The organism is Hahella sp. NBU794, assembly GCF_050749805.1.
Taxonomy (GTDB): domain Bacteria; phylum Pseudomonadota; class Gammaproteobacteria; order Pseudomonadales; family Oleiphilaceae; genus Hahella.
Genome location: NZ_CP192738.1, coordinates 5,134,262 through 5,151,757 on the forward strand (window position 1 = coordinate 5,134,262; position 17,496 = coordinate 5,151,757).

18 protein-coding genes and 1 tRNA gene are annotated in these 17,496 nt (G+C 53.5%); 13 read left to right on the top strand and 6 right to left on the bottom strand.

The window, feature by feature from the left end:
- Positions 1-34 precede the first annotated feature (34 nt).
- From minD to ACQYWX_RS22405, 3 genes are all read left to right on the top strand, one after another.
- Positions 35-850: a septum site-determining protein MinD gene (gene minD, locus ACQYWX_RS22395; RefSeq protein ID WP_127972798.1), complete on the top strand. Its 816-nt coding sequence runs from the start codon at positions 35-37 to the stop codon at positions 848-850.
- The gene (gene minE / locus ACQYWX_RS22400; RefSeq protein WP_011395660.1) at positions 847-1,095 is read left to right on the top strand and encodes a cell division topological specificity factor MinE; all 249 of its coding nucleotides are present in this window, start codon (positions 847-849) and stop codon (positions 1,093-1,095) included. Before minD ends, minE begins: the two co-directional genes overlap by 4 nt.
- Positions 1,096-1,408: 313 nt before the next feature.
- Positions 1,409-2,071, top strand: a complete 663-nt coding sequence (locus ACQYWX_RS22405) for an START domain-containing protein (protein WP_431686401.1) — start codon at positions 1,409-1,411, stop codon at positions 2,069-2,071.
- Positions 2,072-2,073: 2 nt separating this feature from the next.
- Here ACQYWX_RS22405 and ACQYWX_RS22410 read toward each other — a convergent pair whose 3' ends face one another.
- Positions 2,074-2,544 carry a CBS domain-containing protein gene (locus ACQYWX_RS22410; protein ID WP_216739594.1) on the bottom strand — a complete coding sequence of 157 codons (471 nt, stop codon included), beginning with the start codon at positions 2,542-2,544 and terminating at the stop codon, positions 2,074-2,076.
- A gap of 163 nt (positions 2,545-2,707) precedes the next feature.
- Between ACQYWX_RS22410 and ACQYWX_RS22415 the strand changes: the two genes are divergently transcribed.
- Complete coding sequence (locus tag ACQYWX_RS22415; protein WP_216739595.1) at positions 2,708-3,376, top strand: TetR family transcriptional regulator; 669 nt, start codon at positions 2,708-2,710, stop codon at positions 3,374-3,376.
- Between the two features lie 263 nt (positions 3,377-3,639).
- Positions 3,640-5,022: a PhoH family protein gene (locus ACQYWX_RS22420; RefSeq protein ID WP_216739596.1), complete on the top strand. Its 1,383-nt coding sequence runs from the start codon at positions 3,640-3,642 to the stop codon at positions 5,020-5,022.
- On the opposite strand, the gene ACQYWX_RS22425 is transcribed toward ACQYWX_RS22420, so the two are convergent.
- On the bottom strand, positions 5,017-5,514 hold the full coding sequence (locus tag ACQYWX_RS22425; RefSeq protein ID WP_431686402.1) for an ATP-dependent zinc protease family protein: 498 nt from the start codon (positions 5,512-5,514) through the stop codon (positions 5,017-5,019). The genes ACQYWX_RS22420 and ACQYWX_RS22425 overlap by 6 nt on opposite strands.
- 151 nt (positions 5,515-5,665) lie before the next feature.
- Here ACQYWX_RS22425 and phrB point away from each other — a divergent pair, with 151 nt between their 5' ends.
- The gene (phrB, locus tag ACQYWX_RS22430) at positions 5,666-7,111 is read left to right on the top strand and encodes a deoxyribodipyrimidine photo-lyase (RefSeq protein WP_431686403.1); all 1,446 of its coding nucleotides are present in this window, start codon (positions 5,666-5,668) and stop codon (positions 7,109-7,111) included.
- Here phrB and ACQYWX_RS22435 read toward each other — a convergent pair.
- The 4 genes from ACQYWX_RS22435 to hemA all read right to left on the bottom strand — a co-directional run bounded on the left by ACQYWX_RS22435 (position 7,091) and on the right by hemA (position 11,161).
- Entirely contained in the window at positions 7,091-7,843 is a 753-nt protein-coding gene (locus tag ACQYWX_RS22435) for a molybdopterin-synthase adenylyltransferase MoeB (RefSeq protein ID WP_431686404.1), read from the bottom strand. The genes phrB and ACQYWX_RS22435 overlap by 21 nt on opposite strands.
- 29 nt (positions 7,844-7,872) lie before the next feature.
- On the bottom strand, positions 7,873-8,703 hold the full coding sequence (gene prmC / locus ACQYWX_RS22440; protein ID WP_431686405.1) for a peptide chain release factor N(5)-glutamine methyltransferase: 831 nt from the start codon (positions 8,701-8,703) through the stop codon (positions 7,873-7,875).
- A 22-nt stretch (positions 8,704-8,725) separates the two neighbouring features.
- Positions 8,726-9,808: a peptide chain release factor 1 gene (prfA, locus tag ACQYWX_RS22445; protein WP_431686406.1), complete on the bottom strand. Its 1,083-nt coding sequence runs from the start codon at positions 9,806-9,808 to the stop codon at positions 8,726-8,728.
- A gap of 78 nt (positions 9,809-9,886) precedes the next feature.
- A complete protein-coding gene (hemA, locus tag ACQYWX_RS22450; protein WP_216739602.1) occupies positions 9,887-11,161 on the bottom strand; it encodes a glutamyl-tRNA reductase in 1,275 nt (424 codons plus the stop codon).
- Positions 11,162-11,504: 343 nt separating this feature from the next.
- Between hemA and ACQYWX_RS22455 the strand changes: the two genes are divergently transcribed.
- The 7 genes from ACQYWX_RS22455 to pth all read left to right on the top strand — a co-directional run bounded on the left by ACQYWX_RS22455 (position 11,505) and on the right by pth (position 17,411).
- Positions 11,505-13,283 (top strand): tetratricopeptide repeat protein, encoded by a 1,779-nt coding sequence (locus ACQYWX_RS22455; RefSeq protein ID WP_216739603.1) that lies wholly within the window; start codon positions 11,505-11,507, stop codon positions 13,281-13,283.
- An 87-nt stretch (positions 13,284-13,370) separates the two neighbouring features.
- Positions 13,371-13,991: a lipoprotein insertase outer membrane protein LolB gene (gene lolB / locus ACQYWX_RS22460; RefSeq protein WP_216739604.1), complete on the top strand. Its 621-nt coding sequence runs from the start codon at positions 13,371-13,373 to the stop codon at positions 13,989-13,991.
- A 52-nt stretch (positions 13,992-14,043) separates the two neighbouring features.
- Entirely contained in the window at positions 14,044-14,934 is an 891-nt protein-coding gene (gene ispE / locus ACQYWX_RS22465) for a 4-(cytidine 5'-diphospho)-2-C-methyl-D-erythritol kinase (RefSeq protein WP_431686407.1), read from the top strand.
- 26 nt (positions 14,935-14,960) lie between these two features.
- Positions 14,961-15,035 (top strand) — tRNA-Gln (locus ACQYWX_RS22470).
- A gap of 64 nt (positions 15,036-15,099) precedes the next feature.
- Positions 15,100-16,044 carry a ribose-phosphate diphosphokinase gene (locus ACQYWX_RS22475; RefSeq protein ID WP_011395645.1) on the top strand — a complete coding sequence of 315 codons (945 nt, stop codon included), beginning with the start codon at positions 15,100-15,102 and terminating at the stop codon, positions 16,042-16,044.
- A gap of 146 nt (positions 16,045-16,190) precedes the next feature.
- Entirely contained in the window at positions 16,191-16,817 is a 627-nt protein-coding gene (locus tag ACQYWX_RS22480) for a 50S ribosomal protein L25/general stress protein Ctc (RefSeq protein ID WP_216739606.1), read from the top strand.
- Positions 16,818-16,823: 6 nt separating this feature from the next.
- A complete protein-coding gene (gene pth / locus ACQYWX_RS22485) occupies positions 16,824-17,411 on the top strand; it encodes an aminoacyl-tRNA hydrolase (RefSeq protein WP_216739607.1) in 588 nt (195 codons plus the stop codon).
- Positions 17,412-17,496 lie beyond the last annotated feature (85 nt).

Consider the following 17,496-nt stretch of genomic DNA (forward strand, 5'->3'; position numbering starts at 1 on the left):
AACTTACAGAGATTGAGTGGAAAGGGTTACCAAATTGAGCAAAATTATCGTAATTACCTCAGGTAAAGGCGGTGTAGGCAAAACAACCACCAGCGCGTCGATTGCTTCAGGTTTGTCGAAGCTGGGCCATAAAACGGTAGTCATTGATTTTGATGTAGGCCTGCGCAACCTCGATCTGATTCTCAACTGCGAGCGCCGTGTTGTTTACGACTTCGTCAACGTTATCAACAATGAAGCCAGCCTTAATCAGGCGCTTATCAAAGATAAATACACAGAGAACATGAGCATTCTGCCAGCGTCGCAGACCCGCGATAAAGAAGCCCTCTCGAAGGAAGGGGTGGAGCGGGTGCTGAACGAGCTGTCCGAAACCTTTGAATACATTATCTGCGACTCCCCGGCGGGCATTGAGCACGGCGCCATGATGGCGTTGTATTACGCCGACGAAGCCGTTGTCGTCACCAACCCGGAAGTATCCTCGGTGCGTGACTCCGACCGTATTCTGGGTATCCTGCACAGCAAATCCCGTCGCGCGGAAATGGGCCTCGATCCGGTGAAAGAGCACCTGTTGCTGACTCGCTACAATCCTGAGCGCGTGCAAAACGGTGAAATGCTGAGCGTACAGGACGTAGAGGAAATTCTGGCGGTGCCGTTGCTGGGCGTTATTCCAGAGTCCAAATCTGTTCTGACCGCCTCCAACCAGGGCGTTCCCGTCATTCACGACCAACAGAGCGACGCAGGCCAAGCCTATGCGGACGCTGTCGCCCGTCTTTTGGGTGAAGATCGCGAGCACCGTTTCTTAGACGTACAGAAAAAAGGCTTCTTCCAGCGCGTGTTTGGAGGTAAGGCATGAGCTTCTGGGATTATTTCCGCAGCAACAAACAGGCGACCGCTTCCGTAGCGAAAGAGCGTCTGCAGATCATCGTTGCCCACGAACGATCCCAGCGCAATCAACCGGATTACCTGCCGCAACTGCAACAGGAAATCCTGGAAGTGATCGGTAAGTACGTCAAAATCAACCGGGAAGATATTCAGGTGCAGATTGACCGCAATGATGACTGCGCCGTACTGGAGCTGAACATCACCCTCCCCGAATGAGTTCTCAGCCCGCGCGTCACTCAGCTTGACGCGCGGGCTTGCTTATTACCTTTCGTTTATACGCTTATTTCCTTTATATATCGTTTCCATATCCCGCACCTCACCCGGCACCCTGAACTCGATTTAGTCGCCACCTGTAAATGGGCGTTTCTTATCATTTTGACGCTGTCGCAAGTGCTAACATAACAGCCCGAAAGCGGCCACCACCGCTCAGGCTTCTTATGGAGAAACAACTATAACAATGCGGCGCTCACACCTGACACACACTTCCCAAAAACATATATTCGTCGGCTTTCTGTTCAGTATCTCTTTATTGTTCACATCGATTTCCACTCAAGCAGAGATCCCACTGGATTCTGAGCAGTGGCGACTTGAGTTTGATAAAGACGGAGTGAAAATCTTCACCATGGATTTCCCCGGGTCCGACTTCAAAGCGTTCAAAGCAGAAACAGTGCTGAATACGCCGTTGCGTTCTATTCTCGCGGTTATGGCTGACCCTACATCCTGTATGAAATGGGTGCATGGCTGCATCGCCTCAGAGGAAGTGGAGCGCGACAACTTCACCAAGCGCTACGCCTATTCCGTGAATGACTTGCCCTGGCCAGTGCGGGATCGGGACTATGTGCTGGAAATCAGCACTCAGCGCGATCCCGCCACTCAGGCAGTGACCATGGATATGTACGCCGTAGACGGTAAAGTGCCGGAAAAAGATAAGTATGTGCGCGTGCATCAACAAGAGACGCACTACCTGTTTCAACCACAGGGGGAATCGCAGACGCGCATGACCTGGCTGCAGCATACCGAACCCGCTGGAGCCATCCCCAGTTGGCTGGTAAACTCGCTGATTGTCGATATCCCCTACAAGTCCATGCGCGCTCTAGAGAAGCTGGCTAATACCGATCCCTATCGCAATGCCCGCGTGCGCTACGATGACGCAGGGAATGTCGTCGCCGTGGAAACCAAAGCCGAGCAATAACCTTATTCGTTCAGGCTTTCTTTCAACACTTTCAGCATGTCGTAGGTGGTGATTATTCCTACCACCTTTTTATCGCGCATGACGAAAATCCGGTGCAGGTGCTCTTTCATCATCAGCTCAGCCACTTCCGACAAGGGCGTGCTTTCAGTGACATACAGCAGGATGGGAGACATGATGTCGCCCACCTCCACCGGCACTTTCACCATTTCCTCAAAAATGAACTGACGCAGACGGCGAGCTTCTTTTTGCTCCTCCGGCGTCATTTGCGCGTCGTAATTAGTGTCGACATGGTTGAGATGGAAGTCCGCGATATCGGACAACGTGGCGATGCCGACCACTTCATTGCGGTCATTCACCACAGGACTGCCGGAAATGCCATTCTGGGCCAGAAACGCGCCGAACTTTTGCATTGTCCAGCTGGCGGGTACGGATTTAATGTGGGGCGTCATGATGTCGCTTGCGACCAGAGTCATCGTCCAAAATCCTCTTCAGGTCGGCGGAATTATTATCGTTGCGCAAAACATTCTACTCTTCCCCCATAGCCATGCCTAGTTCACAACACTTGAAGAGTGCTTCAATGCTAGAATAACGACGTCTATCGTTTAACGATGTAGTACTAAGCAGGTAAACGTCTCAGTGAAACACCCAACCCGGCGCAGCCGCGCTATTGATGAGCAAGAAAAGGCCGCGCGTCGACTCAGCATACTGGAAGCCGCTCGCGCGCTTTACTTACTGCAGCCCACACAGCTGCCGTCAGTAATCAGCATCGCCCAGCAGGCTGGCCTGGCCAAAGGGACCGTGTACCTTTACTTCAAAACCAAAGAAGAAATCTTTCTCGATCTGCTTGGCGCGTTATACCAGCAGCTACTGCAAGAGCTGGCGGAGGTCGCTGAGGACAGAGAGAAATCTAACGAAGACCTGATCGGCGGACTAATCGATCAAACGACCCAGTTTGTTCAGGAGCACCCTCATTTTATGCCGCTGGCCTCCATGACCAGCTCCATTCTCGAACGCAATGTGGAAGCAGAGCGCGTCGCCGACTTTAAAGCGGAATTGATGGGACGCATCCAAATACTGGCCGTCGGCTTACGGCGTCATTTACCCCAACTTACCGAAACCCAGTGCCTCAATTTGCTGCTTCACACCAATGCATTGCTGTTGGGACTGTGGCAGATGCAAAGCGTTCCCGCCCAAGTGAAAGAAGTCTTAACGCAACGCAACCTCGACGCACTGGTTCCAGCATTTGAACCCGCGTTGAGAGAATCCATGACCTTGCTATGGCGCGGAGTCCTGCAACCAGCCTAATCCGTTTTTTATTATTCCAAATACTTCCAAAATTACATGCGTAGGTTATTATGCAAGTGAGGGACGTTAAATGACTGCTCGGTTACCGCAGAGAAACCAAGTCCTTTAACGTCGAACAATAACCAGACATCAATGGCAGGGAGTGGGTTGTTGATTCAAACCTACATATTCCTCACACATCCTCGCATTCGACCATCAGGCGCGACCTGCGCCAACCACTCCCAGACACGTTGCTGCTCATCAACCGGCAAAGGAAATAAAGCATGGCGCGATCCCGTTCGCAATTGAAGACCTATGTGCTTGACACCAACGTCCTTATCCACGATCCAAACGCCATTCTCAACTTCGAAGAACACCAAGTCGTTATTCCCATTACTGTGCTGGAGGAGTTAGACCGTCTGAAGACCGGCAAATCATCCATTGCCGCTGACTGCCGTCAGGCGATTCGCCTGATCGATAAATTACTGGGGGACGCCACGCCCAAAGAAATAGAGAAAGGCGTCCCTATCGTACGCGTAGCCAAAGGCCAGCCTCTGGGAACCATTTCCATCCTGATGGACCTGGAAGGCACTCACCAGGTGCAGTTGCCTGAAACGCTGAACGACAACAAGATTATCAACGCCCTGGTGACGCTCCAGAGCAAGCATAAATCCCGCCCCACCATTCTTGTGAGCAAAGACATCAACATGCGCCTGAAGGCGAGAGCCTGCGGCGTGGAGGCGGAGGACTATCACACCGACCAGTTGATCGACGATATTGATCTGCTGCCCAAAGGCTACCAGGAGTTCAACCACAGCTTCTGGGATAACATCAACAAAGTAGAGACGCTACAGAAAGACGGACTCACCGAGCACGTTATTCCGCGTCTGCCGGAGTTGAAGGATCTGAATCGCAATGATTTCATCATTGACGAGCAAGGGTTCGTGGGACGCGTTTCCGAGTTCCGCGACGATCACATGGTGGTGCGCGACCTGTCTCGCGATAAATTGCTGCAGCAGGAAGCCTGGGGATTAACGCCTCGCGATATCTATCAGGCGGTAGCGCTGCAACTGTTGCTGGACCCGGATATTCATCTGGTCAATCTGACCGGCGCCGCCGGCTCAGGCAAGACCATTCTGGCACTGGCCGCAGCAATCGAAATGACGGTAGCGAGCAAGCGCTACAAGCGCATTATCGTCACCCGCAGCACCCAGGGGCTCGACGAGGATATCGGCTTTCTGCCCGGCACCGAGGCGGAAAAAATGGAGCCCTGGCTGGGCGCCATCACCGATAACCTGGAGGCGTTACATCACGATGATGAAAATATGTCCGCCAGCGTGGAGTACATCCTGCAGAAGGTGCCGATACAGTTCAAATCGCTGAACTACATCCGCGGCCGCAGTTTCCAGCACAGTCTGATCGTTATCGACGAGTGCCAGAACCTCACGCCGCATCAAGTGAAAACCATCATCACCCGAGCCGGCAACGGCAGTAAGGTGGTCTGCCTTGGCAACCTGGCGCAGATCGACACCCCTTACTTGAACGCGCCCAGCTCAGGTTTGACGTATATGACCGAACGCTTCCGCGGCTTTAAGCACGGCGCGCATGTTCATCTGCGCGGCGTGCCCAGATCCGCTCTGGCGGAGTTTGCGGAAGCCAACTTATGATCTCTTGATTTTGCCCATCAGATAGGAGGCGGCCGGATTCACTTGTATCCGGCCCGCCATAGCAGTGCGTCCCAACAGCATACGAAAGCGCATGCTGTCGCGATTGGTAAGCGTCATCTCCACGGGCCAGGCATGGCCACCCACCTGAAGCAGAGTGCTGATCACAAAACGCATTTCCCGATGGCCGCCGGAATCCGACACCATTCGCTGATCAATGACCGCTGCGTCGCACTCAATCACTTTCTCACTATCCCCCTGAACCGGGTGAATAGCGAAGCGCACACGGGTTCCCGTCGGCGATTCATAAGACTCCAATTCAAACGCATGCAACGCGGAAGTTCTCGCTCCGGTATCCACCTTCGCCTTGATTCTTGAGATGCCCAACTCCGGCAGCGCCAACCACTCCCGCCAGCCGACCACCAACTGCTCCTGCTTGCTCTGAGGAGCGTTTTTCACCGCCTCTTCAAGCTTGTTCACTGCGCCTTCAGTCATTCTCACATCCACTCAACATGCTTCACAGCCACTCCACTATTATTACGCGCCAGGAATTTTTCATTCGAGGCGTCCATTCATAAACTTTATGCGTAAATAAAATAACCCGAGATACGCAAATCGCAAACAAATAATCCCTGAAGGAGACCACATGCCGCGAACCCTGCACTGGTTCCGCAACGACCTGCGCACCCGCGACAACCCGGCATTATACGCCGCCGCCCAACGCGCCAGAGAACAAAACTCTGAGCTGATCGCCTGCTTTATGATGAGCCCTGAGCAGTGGCTCGCCCATGACATGGCGGATATCAAACTGGACTTCATGCTACGCAATCTCAAAGCGCTGCAAGCTGAGCTGTCCGACTTAAATATTCCTCTGTTTATTCTAGACTCTTCCCGCTTTGATGAGGCGCCGGACAAACTTATTTCCTTTATGCAACAGCATCAATGCGGCGCATTAACCTTTAATGAAGAGTTCGGCGTCAACGAGAGGCGCAGAGACAAAGCCGTCAAGGCGGCATTGAACGAGGAAGGATTGGAAGCCCTCAAGTTTCGTGATCAAAGCATTCTTCCCGCAGGCTCCATCCGCACCGGCCAGGGAACTCCCTACGCCGTTTTTACCCCCTATAAACGCGCCTGGTTTTCACAATGCCCGGAGCACATTGAACTGTGGCCGGCGCCAGAGAAGCAGCCATCGTCAACGCACTCAACCAAAGACGACATACCTGAATCCATCTCAGGCTTTGACAAAGTTTCCTCAAAAGCTTACGCCGCTGGTGAAGACGCAGCCCTGCAGAAGCTGGACGACTTTCTGGAGCAAAAGGTTGACCGTTATCATGAGCGACGGGACTTTCCCGCCATTGACGGCGTCAGTCAGCTGTCACCCTACCTCGCCCTAGGCGTGCTCTCCGGTCGGCAATGTTTTCGCGCCGCGCAGCGGCATCGCCATGCCTCGCCAAATGCAGGCGAAGGCGTGGACACCTGGATAAATGAGCTGATCTGGCGGGATTTCTACATTCATATTCTTTATGACTTTCCCCGCATCAGCATGACGAAAGCCTTTAAAGAAGAGACGGAAAACCTGCAATGGCGATATTCTGAAAAAGACTTTCTGGCATGGTGCGAAGGGAAAACGGGAATCCCCATCGTCGACGCCGCCATGCGGCAGTTGAATCAAACGGGCTGGATGCACAATCGACTGCGCATGATCTGCGCCATGTTTCTAAGCAAAAACCTGTTGCTGGATTGGCGCCAGGGCGAGCGCTACTTTATGCGCAAATTGATAGACGGGCACCTCGCAGCCAATAACGGAGGCTGGCAATGGAGCGCCTCCACCGGCGTCGACGCTGCGCCCTACTTCCGCATGTTCAATCCGGTAGCGCAAAGTGAAAGGTTCGATCCAAACGGAGACTTTATTCGCCACTATGTGCCCGAGCTGGCCGAGCTTTCGACTAAACTAATCCATCAACCCCCGGCGGACGCCAGGAACCGGCTGGGTTACCCTGCTCCGATTGTGGATTTAAAAGCCAGCCGCGAACGGGCTCTGCAAGCGTTTCGGGAGCTTAAAGACTCGGCCTCACCCGCACACAGCGCATGATGGGTCTTTACGCACCTTGAATTCGCGCCATTGCATGGTTTTTCCGTCGAACAACAACAGTTTGCCTGCGCAGACGTCACCAAATCCGCTAAGGATTTTTACTGCCTCCAGCGCCTGCAGACTGCCTATGACGCCCACCAAAGGCGCAATGACGCCCGCCTCGGAGCAAGTCAGCTGCTGCTCGGACAACATGCCGTAAAGACAGTGATAACAGGGAGCATCGTCTCTGCGTGGATCAAACACCGCCAGTTGTCCTTCGGAACGAATCGCCGCTCCTGACACCAAAGGCTTGCCGTGGCGTACGCAAGCCTCGTTAACCGCTGACCGGGTAGCGAAGTTATCAGTACAATCCAGCACGACATCCACATCCGCAATCACTGCGGACAATGACTCATCCTGCAGAGGCTGAGTAATGGTCTCTACTCTGACATCCGGATTGATATCAGCAAGCGCGCGTCGCACGGACTCAGCCTTGTTGACGCCAACGTCCTGCTCTCTATGAGCGATCTGGCGCTGCAAGTTGGACAGATCCACCGCATCGAAATCTGCAAGCACCATGCGTCCGCAACCGGCTGCGCCCAGATACATCGCGGCGGGACATCCAAGACCGCCCAACCCGATAACCAGCGCGGAGCTGTTTCGCAACGCTTCCTGACCCGCGATATCGAAATCCGGCATCATGATTTGCCGGTTGTAGCGCATCAGCAGCGTATCGTTCATTTCATCCCGCATTGCATCCTCCATACCTTGGCCCGCCAGCGCTATACAGGCAAGCGCCCCAGAGTGATTCGGTCATGTCCCGCCAAGTCTTGGTGAGTTCGCACGCCAACGTAACCGGCATCGGAAAAAATTTCGCGCACTGCAGCGCCTTGATCATAGCCATGCTCCACCGCCAGCAAACCGCCCGCCAGCAAGTGTCGCTCGCCGCCAGCGGCGATCACGCGTATATCCGCCAATCCATGATCTGCAGCCACCAGCGCGGAGGCAGGTTCAAAGCGCACATCCCCTTGCTTCAGGTGGACATCCAGAGCATCAATGTAGGGAGGGTTACTGACAATGGCATGGAACTGCTCGTCCGCTATTGCCTCGTACCAATTGGAACGCAGGCATTGTACGTTCGCCAGCCCAAGCGACTGAACATTGGCCGTCGCCAATTCAACCGCATCCTGACTCAAATCCACCGCGGTCAAACGCCAGTCAGGACGTTCATGAGCCAGCGCGCAAGCAATAGCGCCGGTCCCAGTTCCTAAATCCAACAGCTTGGCTCCGGCGGGCAAGGCTTCTTCAAGGACCAGCTCAACCAGCAGTTCAGTTTCCGGTCGAGGGATCAGCGTGGCGGGACTGACTTGAAACTCCAGCGACCAAAACTCCCGCTTCCCAATCAGGTGCGCCACCGGTCGGCCTGTTTCACGCTCGGCGATAAGCCGCTGATACGCCTGCAAGGCAGGCTCATCCAACAGACTGTCGTTATGACTGATCAGATATGTTCGACCTTTCCCCAATACATGAGCAAGCAGCACTTCGGCGTCCAGCTTGGGACTTTCCGTCTCAAGCCGGCTTTTCGCCCAGGCCAGGGCTTCATCTATACGCATAAGTCCGGTCCTGGTTTATCGCTTATTCGCTGATGCTGGCCAGCATCTCCGCCTGATACTCTTGCAGCAGAGGCTGGATTACCGGATCAAGATCGCCCTGCACCACTTCCTCCAGTTTGTACAATGTCAGGTTGATGCGGTGATCAGTGATACGCCCTTGCGGGTAATTGTAGGTGCGAATACGTTCGGAGCGGTCACCGCTGCCCACTAGGGATTTACGCGTCTGCGCCTGTTCCTTCGCTTGTTTTTCCTGCGCAGAGGAAAGCAACTTGGCTTTCAGCAGCGACATGGCTTTAGCGCGGTTTTTGTGCTGCGAACGCTCGTCCTGACATTCCACAACAATGCCTGACGGCAAGTGAGTGATACGAATGGCGGAGTCGGTTTTGTTAACGTGCTGACCACCCGCCCCGGAGGCGCGGTAAGTGTCTACACGCAAATCTGCGGGATTAATGTCGACGTCCCCTACTTCCTCAACTTCTGGAAGAATCGCCACCGTGCAGGCGGAAGTGTGAATGCGGCCTTGGGATTCCGTCTCGGGCACCCGCTGCACGCGATGAGCGCCGGATTCGAATTTCAGCAAACTGAAGACATTATCGCCGGCAACGCGACTGATCACTTCTTTATAGCCGCCATGTTCGCCAGGACTTTCGCTGACGATCTCCACTTTCCACTTTTTCAGTTCGGCGTAGCGGGAATACATACGGAACAGGTCGCCTGCAAAAATAGCCGCCTCATCGCCGCCGGTGCCTGCGCGTATTTCAAGAAACACGTTGGAGCCATCACGCGGGTCGCGGGGCAACAACAGAATCTGCAGATCTTTCTCTAACTGCTCGCTGGACTCTTCCGCCGCGGCCAGTTCTTCTTTCGCCATTTCCCGCATATCCGCATCACTGTCGTTAAGCAACAGTTTGGACTCGTCAATGGCGCTTAACGCGTTCTGGTATTCCTGGTAGCACTGCACCACCGGCTCCAGCTCCGCGTACTCTTTCGACAATTCTTTAAACTTTTCCTGGACGCTGATGATGTCCGGGTCGGAGAGCAACGCCCCTACTTCCTCATAACGATCTTTCAAAAGATCGAGCTTTAACTTAATCGATTCTTTCATAAACCAATAACCATAGTGAAATTACGCAGTCGACCGAAACGGGGATAGAGGTTGGCCGGATTCCGGCCTCAACGGACGCTAATCGTTCTTAACTTTTTCATCCGGAAGCTGAAACAGATCCCGCAACCAGCCAGTCACTTCCTGACGCCCTTCCGCAGAAGCGCGACGAACCTGAACGGTAGGATGGTGTATCAGCTTATTGGTGAGTCCATGAGCCAGCATGCGCAGGACGGATTCGGGGTCGTCCCCCCGGTTAAGCAGTCTGATGGCTTTCTGCAGCTCTCCGTCGCGGACGCCTTCCGCCTGATCGCGAAAGCGCCGCAAAACCGACACCGAATCAAGAGCGCGCAGATGATACATGAAATCCGCAGCGCCTGCCGCAATCAAACGCTCAGCTTCTTCAGCGGCGCCTTCTCGCGACTTCATGTTGTCTTCGATGACTTGACGCAGATCGTCGACGGTATAGAGGTATACATCGGCGAGTTCGCTGACTTCTTCTTCTATATCTCTGGGAACCGCGATATCCACCATAAACATGGGTTTATGCTTGCGCCGTTTGAGCGCCTTCTCCACCGCTCCCTTGCCAAGAATAGGCAGCGGACTGGCGGTGGAAGCGATAACGATATCCGCACGGTGCAGATATTCCGGGATGTCGGAGAGACCTATAGCGCTGCCGTGAAATTCGGCGGCCAGATCTCTGGCCCGGGAGAGCGTGCGATTGGCGACAATCAGTGAACGCACCCCAGCGCGATACAAATGACGCGCCACCAGCTCGATTGTCTCGCCTGCGCCAATCAACAGAGCGGTATTTTGCCCCATATTAGAAAAAATATGCGACGCCATACTCACCGCAGCATAGGCAACGGAGACAGGATTTTCGCCGATCGCGGTTTCAGTCCGCACCCGCTTCGCCACAGCGAAAGCATGCTGGAACAGGCGATCCAAAGGGCCTCCCAACGAACCAGCGGCTCTACCGGAAGCATGCGCTTCCTTCATTTGCCCAAGAATCTGAGGCTCGCCCAACACCATGGAATCAATGCCGCTGGCGACGCGCATCATGTGCTGCGCAGCATCTTCATCATTATATATATTGCAGCAGGCTTTCAGTTCGGTGAGGCTGACTTGATGGTACTGCCCAAGCCACTCTATCAGGCTTATCTCATCCGGCTCTCCCGGCGTGGAGCAGTACAACTCCGTGCGATTGCACGTAGAAAGGATAGTGACTTCGTCGATATCAGGGCGGCAGCGCAGGTGCGCCAATGCATCGGCCATCTTTTCCGGGCCGAACGCCACCTTCTCCCGGATCGCAACCGGGGCGGTTTTATGATTAATACTTATAACAAAAAGCGCCATAACAACCAGGACATCTCCCAAGCCGGCGACCATTTTAACGCGCTGACCGCTGCGCACAATGACTTATCTTAAAAAATATACCGAAATCACGGCGACGAAGTTTTAATCTAAAACAAATTATAGGCGGCCAATCCTGAATTTTCCGCTTCCGCCACTCTTCCTTAGCCCCGTTGAAAACCATTGCAAAATAAACTGCAAAGAGAAGGGTTTACCTCTCACCAATAAAGGCTTCGAGCGGTTAACAAGCTTTAATGAATAGAGCTATGCTAAGTAGGAGGTATATGCTAGCTTGTCAGCAAACCTCTCGATAAAACGTCATAAGACCGGTAATAAGATAGTATCAATGAAATATTTGCATCGAGCGCTGCTCAGCGCGGTGGTTTGTGTTGTTTTCCCCGGTTGCAGTCAGATCGCCGGCCTGCAAAAAACACAAGAAGTGACGGACCCCGTCACACAACGCCCCATCCCGGTGCTCCAAGCCTACGATGACTCCGAGCTTGCCCCCGCCCCGGATGAACAATCTCCCTATCCGCAACAATTCAGCCGCTCCACACTGTTGGACTTGCTTACCGCCGAAGTCGCGGGGCAGCGCGGCCAAGTTGACATGTTGTTGCAGAACTATTTGAAAGTCGCCCGCGAGACTCGCGATATCGGCGTTATACGCCGGGCGCTCAATGCCGCGCAGTATATAAAGGATGACGCGGCCATGACCGAAATGACGCTGCTGTGGACCGAAGTGGAGCCGGAGAACGTAGACGCTCACCAATTGGCCGCCTTCCAGCTCATTAAGCAAAAGCAGTATCCAGAAGCGCTGTCTCACATGGAGCAGGTGCTGGAGCTTGAAGGACCGACAACGTTCGACCGCCTCGCTGTCCACGCCAAAAACCTGACCGACGAAGAGAAGAAAGAGCTGCTCAATCTGTACAAAAAGATCCTGGAGCGTCACCCGGAGAACGGCGAACTAATGTATGGCTACGCCGTGCTGCAGGAAATCAATGGCATGGAAGAAGCCGCTCTCGCCAGCACAGATCCGCTGCTGAAGACCTCACCAGACAACCCTGCGGTGATTGCCTTACGCGCTCGCCTGCTGAAAAGCGTCAAAGGCGTTGATGTCTCCCTCACCTATTTGAAAAAGCAGTACGCCAAGCATCCCGATGAAGTTCAAGTAGGCGCCCTGTACGCTCGCACACAAATTGAAGCGCACAATTTCGACGCCGCTCAGTCTATATATAAGGAGCTGATGAATCGCTTCCCGAATACGCCGCACCTCAAGCTCTCTTATGCGCTGGTCTCCCTTGAAAACCAACATACACAGGAAGCCCGCAAGCATTTAGAAGATCTGGTCAAGCAAGGGCAGCATCTCAATGAAGCTCATTTTTATCTGGCGCGCATCGCCGACCAGGAAGACAGAGTCGAAGACGCTATCCAGCATTACCAGAATGTGACCCGTGGCGGCCATTACTTCAACGCCCTTGCGCGCTCCGCCTATCTCCTGATCCGATCAGGCCGCCAAAGCGAAGCGGAAGCCGCATTCACCGAAGCCCGGGAAAATTTGCCCTCCCAGGCCAGCCAGCTATGGGAACTGCAAATCAACCTTATGCTGGAGTTGGACGACCTCGACGCCGCGTTGAAACTTTCAGACCAGGCCGTAGAAGAATACCCTGAAGACCTGCAGCTGCTTTACGCCAGAGCCATGCTGAAAGACCGCATGGGATTGCTGGAAGGTATGGAAGACGATCTGCGCCACATCATTGCGCTTGATCCCGATAACGCCGTCGCACTGAACGCTCTGGGCTATACCCTTGCCGACCGCACTGACCGCACCCAAGAGGCGTACAATCTGATCAACAAGGCGCTGGAGTTGGACCCAGGCAATCCCGCCATACTTGATAGCATGGGTTGGGTGCTGTTCCGTTTAGGTAAATCTGGCGAAGCTGTCGGCTTCCTCCAGGAAGCCTACTCCAAGTTTCCCGACCCCGAGGTCGCCTCTCATTTAGGCGAAGTACTCTGGTCTCTCGGCAAACAGGACGATGCCAAAAATATTTGGCGTGAAGCGCTGAACACAAAACCCGATCACCGGCTTCTGAATGAAACCCTGAAACGTCTGAACGTAGACCTTTAACGCCCTCATAACTCATTTTCGGGCGGGAGCATCAATCCCGCCCGAAAATCAATTCAGACAAGCCATCCATATAAACGGACGCGATAGATGTCAAAAACATTTTCTGGCGGACGCCTTTTCGCCGCACTGCTTACAACACTGGTCGCTTTAAGCGGATGCCAGCTGACGCCCCCCAAAGAAACCACCCTGAATGCGCCAGGCGACTGGTCACAACGCAAAAGCGCCCTGCTGGCGTTCGACCACTGGCGACTACAAGGCAAACTGAGCGTGCGTAGAGGAGACCGCCTGGATAGCGCCCTCATCAACGAATGGAACCAACAGGGCGATCACTTCGCCATTCACGTTTCTTCTTCTTTATTAGGGTTAGGCGCAACACAAATAGAAGGCTCCCCCAAAGGCATTCGCCTTTCACAGCCCGATAACGAGCCATTATTCTCCGAACGTCCACAACAACTACTGGAGCGCGCCCTTGGATGGTCAATTCCAATTGAATCACTCCCCTACTGGGTGCGCGGCGTGCCTGACGCGAACGAGGCCAACAAACTGACATTCAGCGTTGATGGCGAACTGGTCAGCATTGAGCAGAATGGCTGGCTGATTGAATATGGCCGCTTCACCCAGGTCGGCGACCTCTCGCTACCGGAGAAAATCACGCTTACCAGCGAAGACGCCCGCGTCAAAATGGCCATAACAGAGTGGCGCCCCTGAGCGCCACCACCCCAACTCAGTAACCACCCGTTTTAACCTGCTCACACTTCCTATGCGCAACGAAACACTGACACTAAGCTCTCCAGCGAAACTGAATCTTTTTCTACACATCACAGGCAGACGCCCTGATGGCTACCACGAACTGCAGACTCTGTTTCAATTACTGGATTACGGCGACAGCCTGAGCTTCACTCCCAGAGATGATCAAAGCATAACGCTGGAGCCAAATCTCCCCGGCGTGCCGGAAGCAGACAACCTCATCATCAAAGCCGCCCACCTACTAAAAGATCATGTGACGGCCGCAAGCCCAAATAAGGTTAAGCAAATCAGCGGAGTCTCCATCTATATAGATAAGAGGCTGCCAATGGGCGGCGGTATCGGCGGCGGCAGCTCCAACGCAGCGACGACATTGTTAGCGCTAAATACATTGTGGAATACAGATCTCGATACAGAAACTCTGGCCGAACTGGGATTAAAACTCGGGGCGGACGTACCCGTATTCGTCCGCGGCGCGACGGCTTTCGCTGAAGGCGTGGGAGACATCCTCCATCCCGTCGACACTCAGGAAAAATGGTACTTAGTCATCCACCCAAACCTCCATATCTCCACCGCTAAAATTTTTTCAGATAAGTGGTTGACAAGAGACACACCAAAAAGCACAATAGCGCCCGCTCTTGAGGGAGATCTCGAAAACCTCCGAAACGACTGTGAAACAGTAGTTTGCAGGATGTATCCAGAGATTCGCGAGGCGATAAATTGGCTAGATCAATTTTCGCCAGCTAGATTAACCGGAACAGGGGCCTGCATCTTTGCAAGCTTCTCCGAAAAAAAGCGAGCGGAATATGTTCTCTCCCAAATGCCGACAAAATATCACGGCTTTGTCGCCAAGAGCATTAATGAGTCGCCAGTTCATTCAGAACTCAAAAAGTGGCGTCATCATTAAAACTGATAGCAGAAATGCGACTCCACTGGGGTGTAGCCAAGCGGTAAGGCAGCGGGTTTTGATCCCGTCATGCGTAGGTTCGAATCCTACCACCCCAGCCAACTTCCAAACCCACTCCTTTAAAAATTCATTATTTGCCTAGACGCTATTATGAAGGTACGTCCCGTGTCCAAGTTAATGGTTTTTACCGGCCAAGCAAACCCCGAACTAGCCAAGAACGTCGTTGATACGCTCCATATCCCTATGGGCGCCGCAGCCGTCACCCGCTTCAGCGATGGCGAAGTATCGGTGGAGATCAATGAAAACGTGCGCGGTCGGGACGTTTTCATCATTCAGCCTACTTGTGCGCCCACCAATGATAATTTGATGGAGCTGGTGGTTATGGCTGATGCGCTCAGAAGAGCTTCGGCAGGTAGAATCACCGCAGTAATTCCTTATTACGGTTATGCCCGTCAGGATCGCAGACCCCGATCTTCCCGTGTCCCTATCAGCGCAAAAGTCGTTGCGGACATACTTACCGGCGTCGGCATCAATCGCGTACTGACTGTGGATCTTCACGCAGACCAGATCCAGGGCTTCTTCCACATTCCAGTGGACAACGCCTACGCCACTCCGGTCATGCTTGACGATATCGAGCGTCGCAATTTTGAAAACTTCGTTGTCGTTTCCCCAGATGTTGGCGGCGTTGTGCGCGCCCGCGCATTCGCCAAGCGACTGGACGACGCAGATCTGGCGATCATAGACAAACGTCGCCCACGCGCCAACGAAGCTCAGGTCATGCACATTATCGGCGAAGTGCAAGATAAAGTTTGCATCCTGGTCGACGACATCGTGGACACAGCAGGAACCCTTTGCAAAGCCGCCAACGCTCTAAAAGAGCACGGCGCCAGCAAAGTTATCGCTTACATCACTCACCCTGTACTCTCCGGTCCGGCTATCGAAAACATCGAAAACTCCGTACTGGACGAGCTTGTGGTCACCGACACAATTCCATTGAGTGACAAAGCCCAGAAATGTGATAAAATCCGCCAGCTTTCTTTGGCGGGCCTATTGGCCGAATCGATTCGTCGCGTTTGCAACGAAGAGTCGATCAGCGCCATGTTCGGATAATTGTCCCGCCATATATCGGGATAAAGCGACAAAGCTTCCTTCATGGAAGCTTTGTTTGTTTAAGACACCGGCAATTTCAACCGGTAACCACAATGCCTTTCAGGTCTGGTCGCGGACCTGCCGGGTTTAAAACTGAGGAAATAATCATGAGTAATGAATTTAGCTTAAACGCTGAAAAGCGTGACGTTCAGGGGAAAGGTGCGAGCCGCCGCCTACGTCGCATTGACGGCAAAGTTCCTGGAATCATCTACGGCGGCGAAACCGCTCCTGTAGCTATTTCCGTCAGCCACAACCAGCTGAGCCACGCCCTGCAGAATGAAGCGTTCTACTCTCACATTCTGACCCTGGACGTTGAAGGAACTAGTGAGTCCGTCATCCTGAAAGATCTGCAGCGCCACCCATACAAGCCGATCATCATGCACGCTGACTTCCTGCGCGTACAAAAAGATCAGAAACTGCACGTAAATGTTCCTCTGCACTTCATCAACGAAGACAAGTGCGAAGGCGTACGTCAAGGCGGCGGCAGCATTTCTCACCAGCAAACAGAAGTCGAAGTAGTATGTTTGCCTGCCAACCTGCCTGAGTTCATCGAAGTTGACATGACTTCCGTACAGGTTGAGCAAATCCTGCACCTTTCCGACCTGAAACTGCCTGAAGGCGTTGAGCTGGCTGAGCTGGTAAAAGGCGCAGACCACGACCTGCCTGTTGTTTCAGTACACAAGCCGAAAGGCGCCAAGGCTGACGAAGCTGAAGGCGAAGCTGAGGCTGAATAAGGCTCCATGTCGAAGCCTGTTCGCGCCATTGTCGGGCTGGGAAATCCCGGCCCCGACTATGCCCAGACCCGGCATAACGCCGGGGCTCTCTGGTTAGAGCATCTAGCCAGAAAGAAAGGCCAATTCTTAAGACCGGACAAAAAACTTCACGGCGACTATTGCAAAATATCCATCGCTGGCGAAGACATCCACCTGCTTTTTCCCACCACGTTCATGAACCGCAGCGGTCAATCCGTTCTGAGCCTCAGCCAGTTCTACAAAATCGAACTGGAAAATATACTGGTGGCGCACGATGAACTGGACATTGACGCAGGAACGCTTCGCCTCAAATTTGGCGGCGGACACGGGGGACACAACGGTCTGCGCGATATCATTCGCTGTTTTGGAGGGAATAAAGAATTCCCCCGTATGCGACTGGGTATCGGCCATCCCGGAGATAAAAGCAAAGTGACAGGCCATGTCCTTGGCAGAATCAACAAAGAAGATATGGACAAGCTGGAATCTGCGTTTTATCAACTAGACTCCCACCTGGAGGCAATCGTTTCCGGCCAGTGGGACACTGCGATGAACCGCCTGCACAGCTTTCGCGCCTGACGCATTTCCTTCCCTGCCAACTGGCTCACGCCTCTCCGAATGCGTATAATTTGCGCCCACTAACGCGCCTAAAGCGCACCGGTTT

Excerpts from the sequence above, each read along its gene's own strand:
- ACQYWX_RS22420 (WP_216739596.1), top strand. The coding sequence starts at position 3,640 with ATGGCGCGATCCCGTTCGCAATTGAAGACCTATGTGCTTGACACCAAC.
- ACQYWX_RS22435 (WP_431686404.1), bottom strand. The coding sequence starts at position 7,843 with ATGCGGGATGAAATGAACGATACGCTGCTGATGCGCTACAACCGGCAA.
- ACQYWX_RS22410 (WP_216739594.1), bottom strand. The coding sequence starts at position 2,544 with ATGACTCTGGTCGCAAGCGACATCATGACGCCCCACATTAAATCCGTA.
- hemA (WP_216739602.1), bottom strand. The coding sequence starts at position 11,161 with ATGGCGCTTTTTGTTATAAGTATTAATCATAAAACCGCCCCGGTTGCG.
- phrB (WP_431686403.1), top strand. The coding sequence starts at position 5,666 with ATGCCGCGAACCCTGCACTGGTTCCGCAACGACCTGCGCACCCGCGAC.
- pth (WP_216739607.1), top strand. The coding sequence starts at position 16,824 with ATGTCGAAGCCTGTTCGCGCCATTGTCGGGCTGGGAAATCCCGGCCCC.
- ACQYWX_RS22425 (WP_431686402.1), bottom strand. The coding sequence starts at position 5,514 with ATGACTGAAGGCGCAGTGAACAAGCTTGAAGAGGCGGTGAAAAACGCT.
- ACQYWX_RS22455 (WP_216739603.1), top strand. The coding sequence starts at position 11,505 with ATGAAATATTTGCATCGAGCGCTGCTCAGCGCGGTGGTTTGTGTTGTT.
- prfA (WP_431686406.1), bottom strand. The coding sequence starts at position 9,808 with ATGAAAGAATCGATTAAGTTAAAGCTCGATCTTTTGAAAGATCGTTAT.
- lolB (WP_216739604.1), top strand. The coding sequence starts at position 13,371 with ATGTCAAAAACATTTTCTGGCGGACGCCTTTTCGCCGCACTGCTTACA.
- ACQYWX_RS22480 (WP_216739606.1), top strand. The coding sequence starts at position 16,191 with ATGAGTAATGAATTTAGCTTAAACGCTGAAAAGCGTGACGTTCAGGGG.
- prmC (WP_431686405.1), bottom strand. The coding sequence starts at position 8,703 with ATGCGTATAGATGAAGCCCTGGCCTGGGCGAAAAGCCGGCTTGAGACG.
- minE (WP_011395660.1), top strand. The coding sequence starts at position 847 with ATGAGCTTCTGGGATTATTTCCGCAGCAACAAACAGGCGACCGCTTCC.
- ispE (WP_431686407.1), top strand. The coding sequence starts at position 14,044 with ATGCGCAACGAAACACTGACACTAAGCTCTCCAGCGAAACTGAATCTT.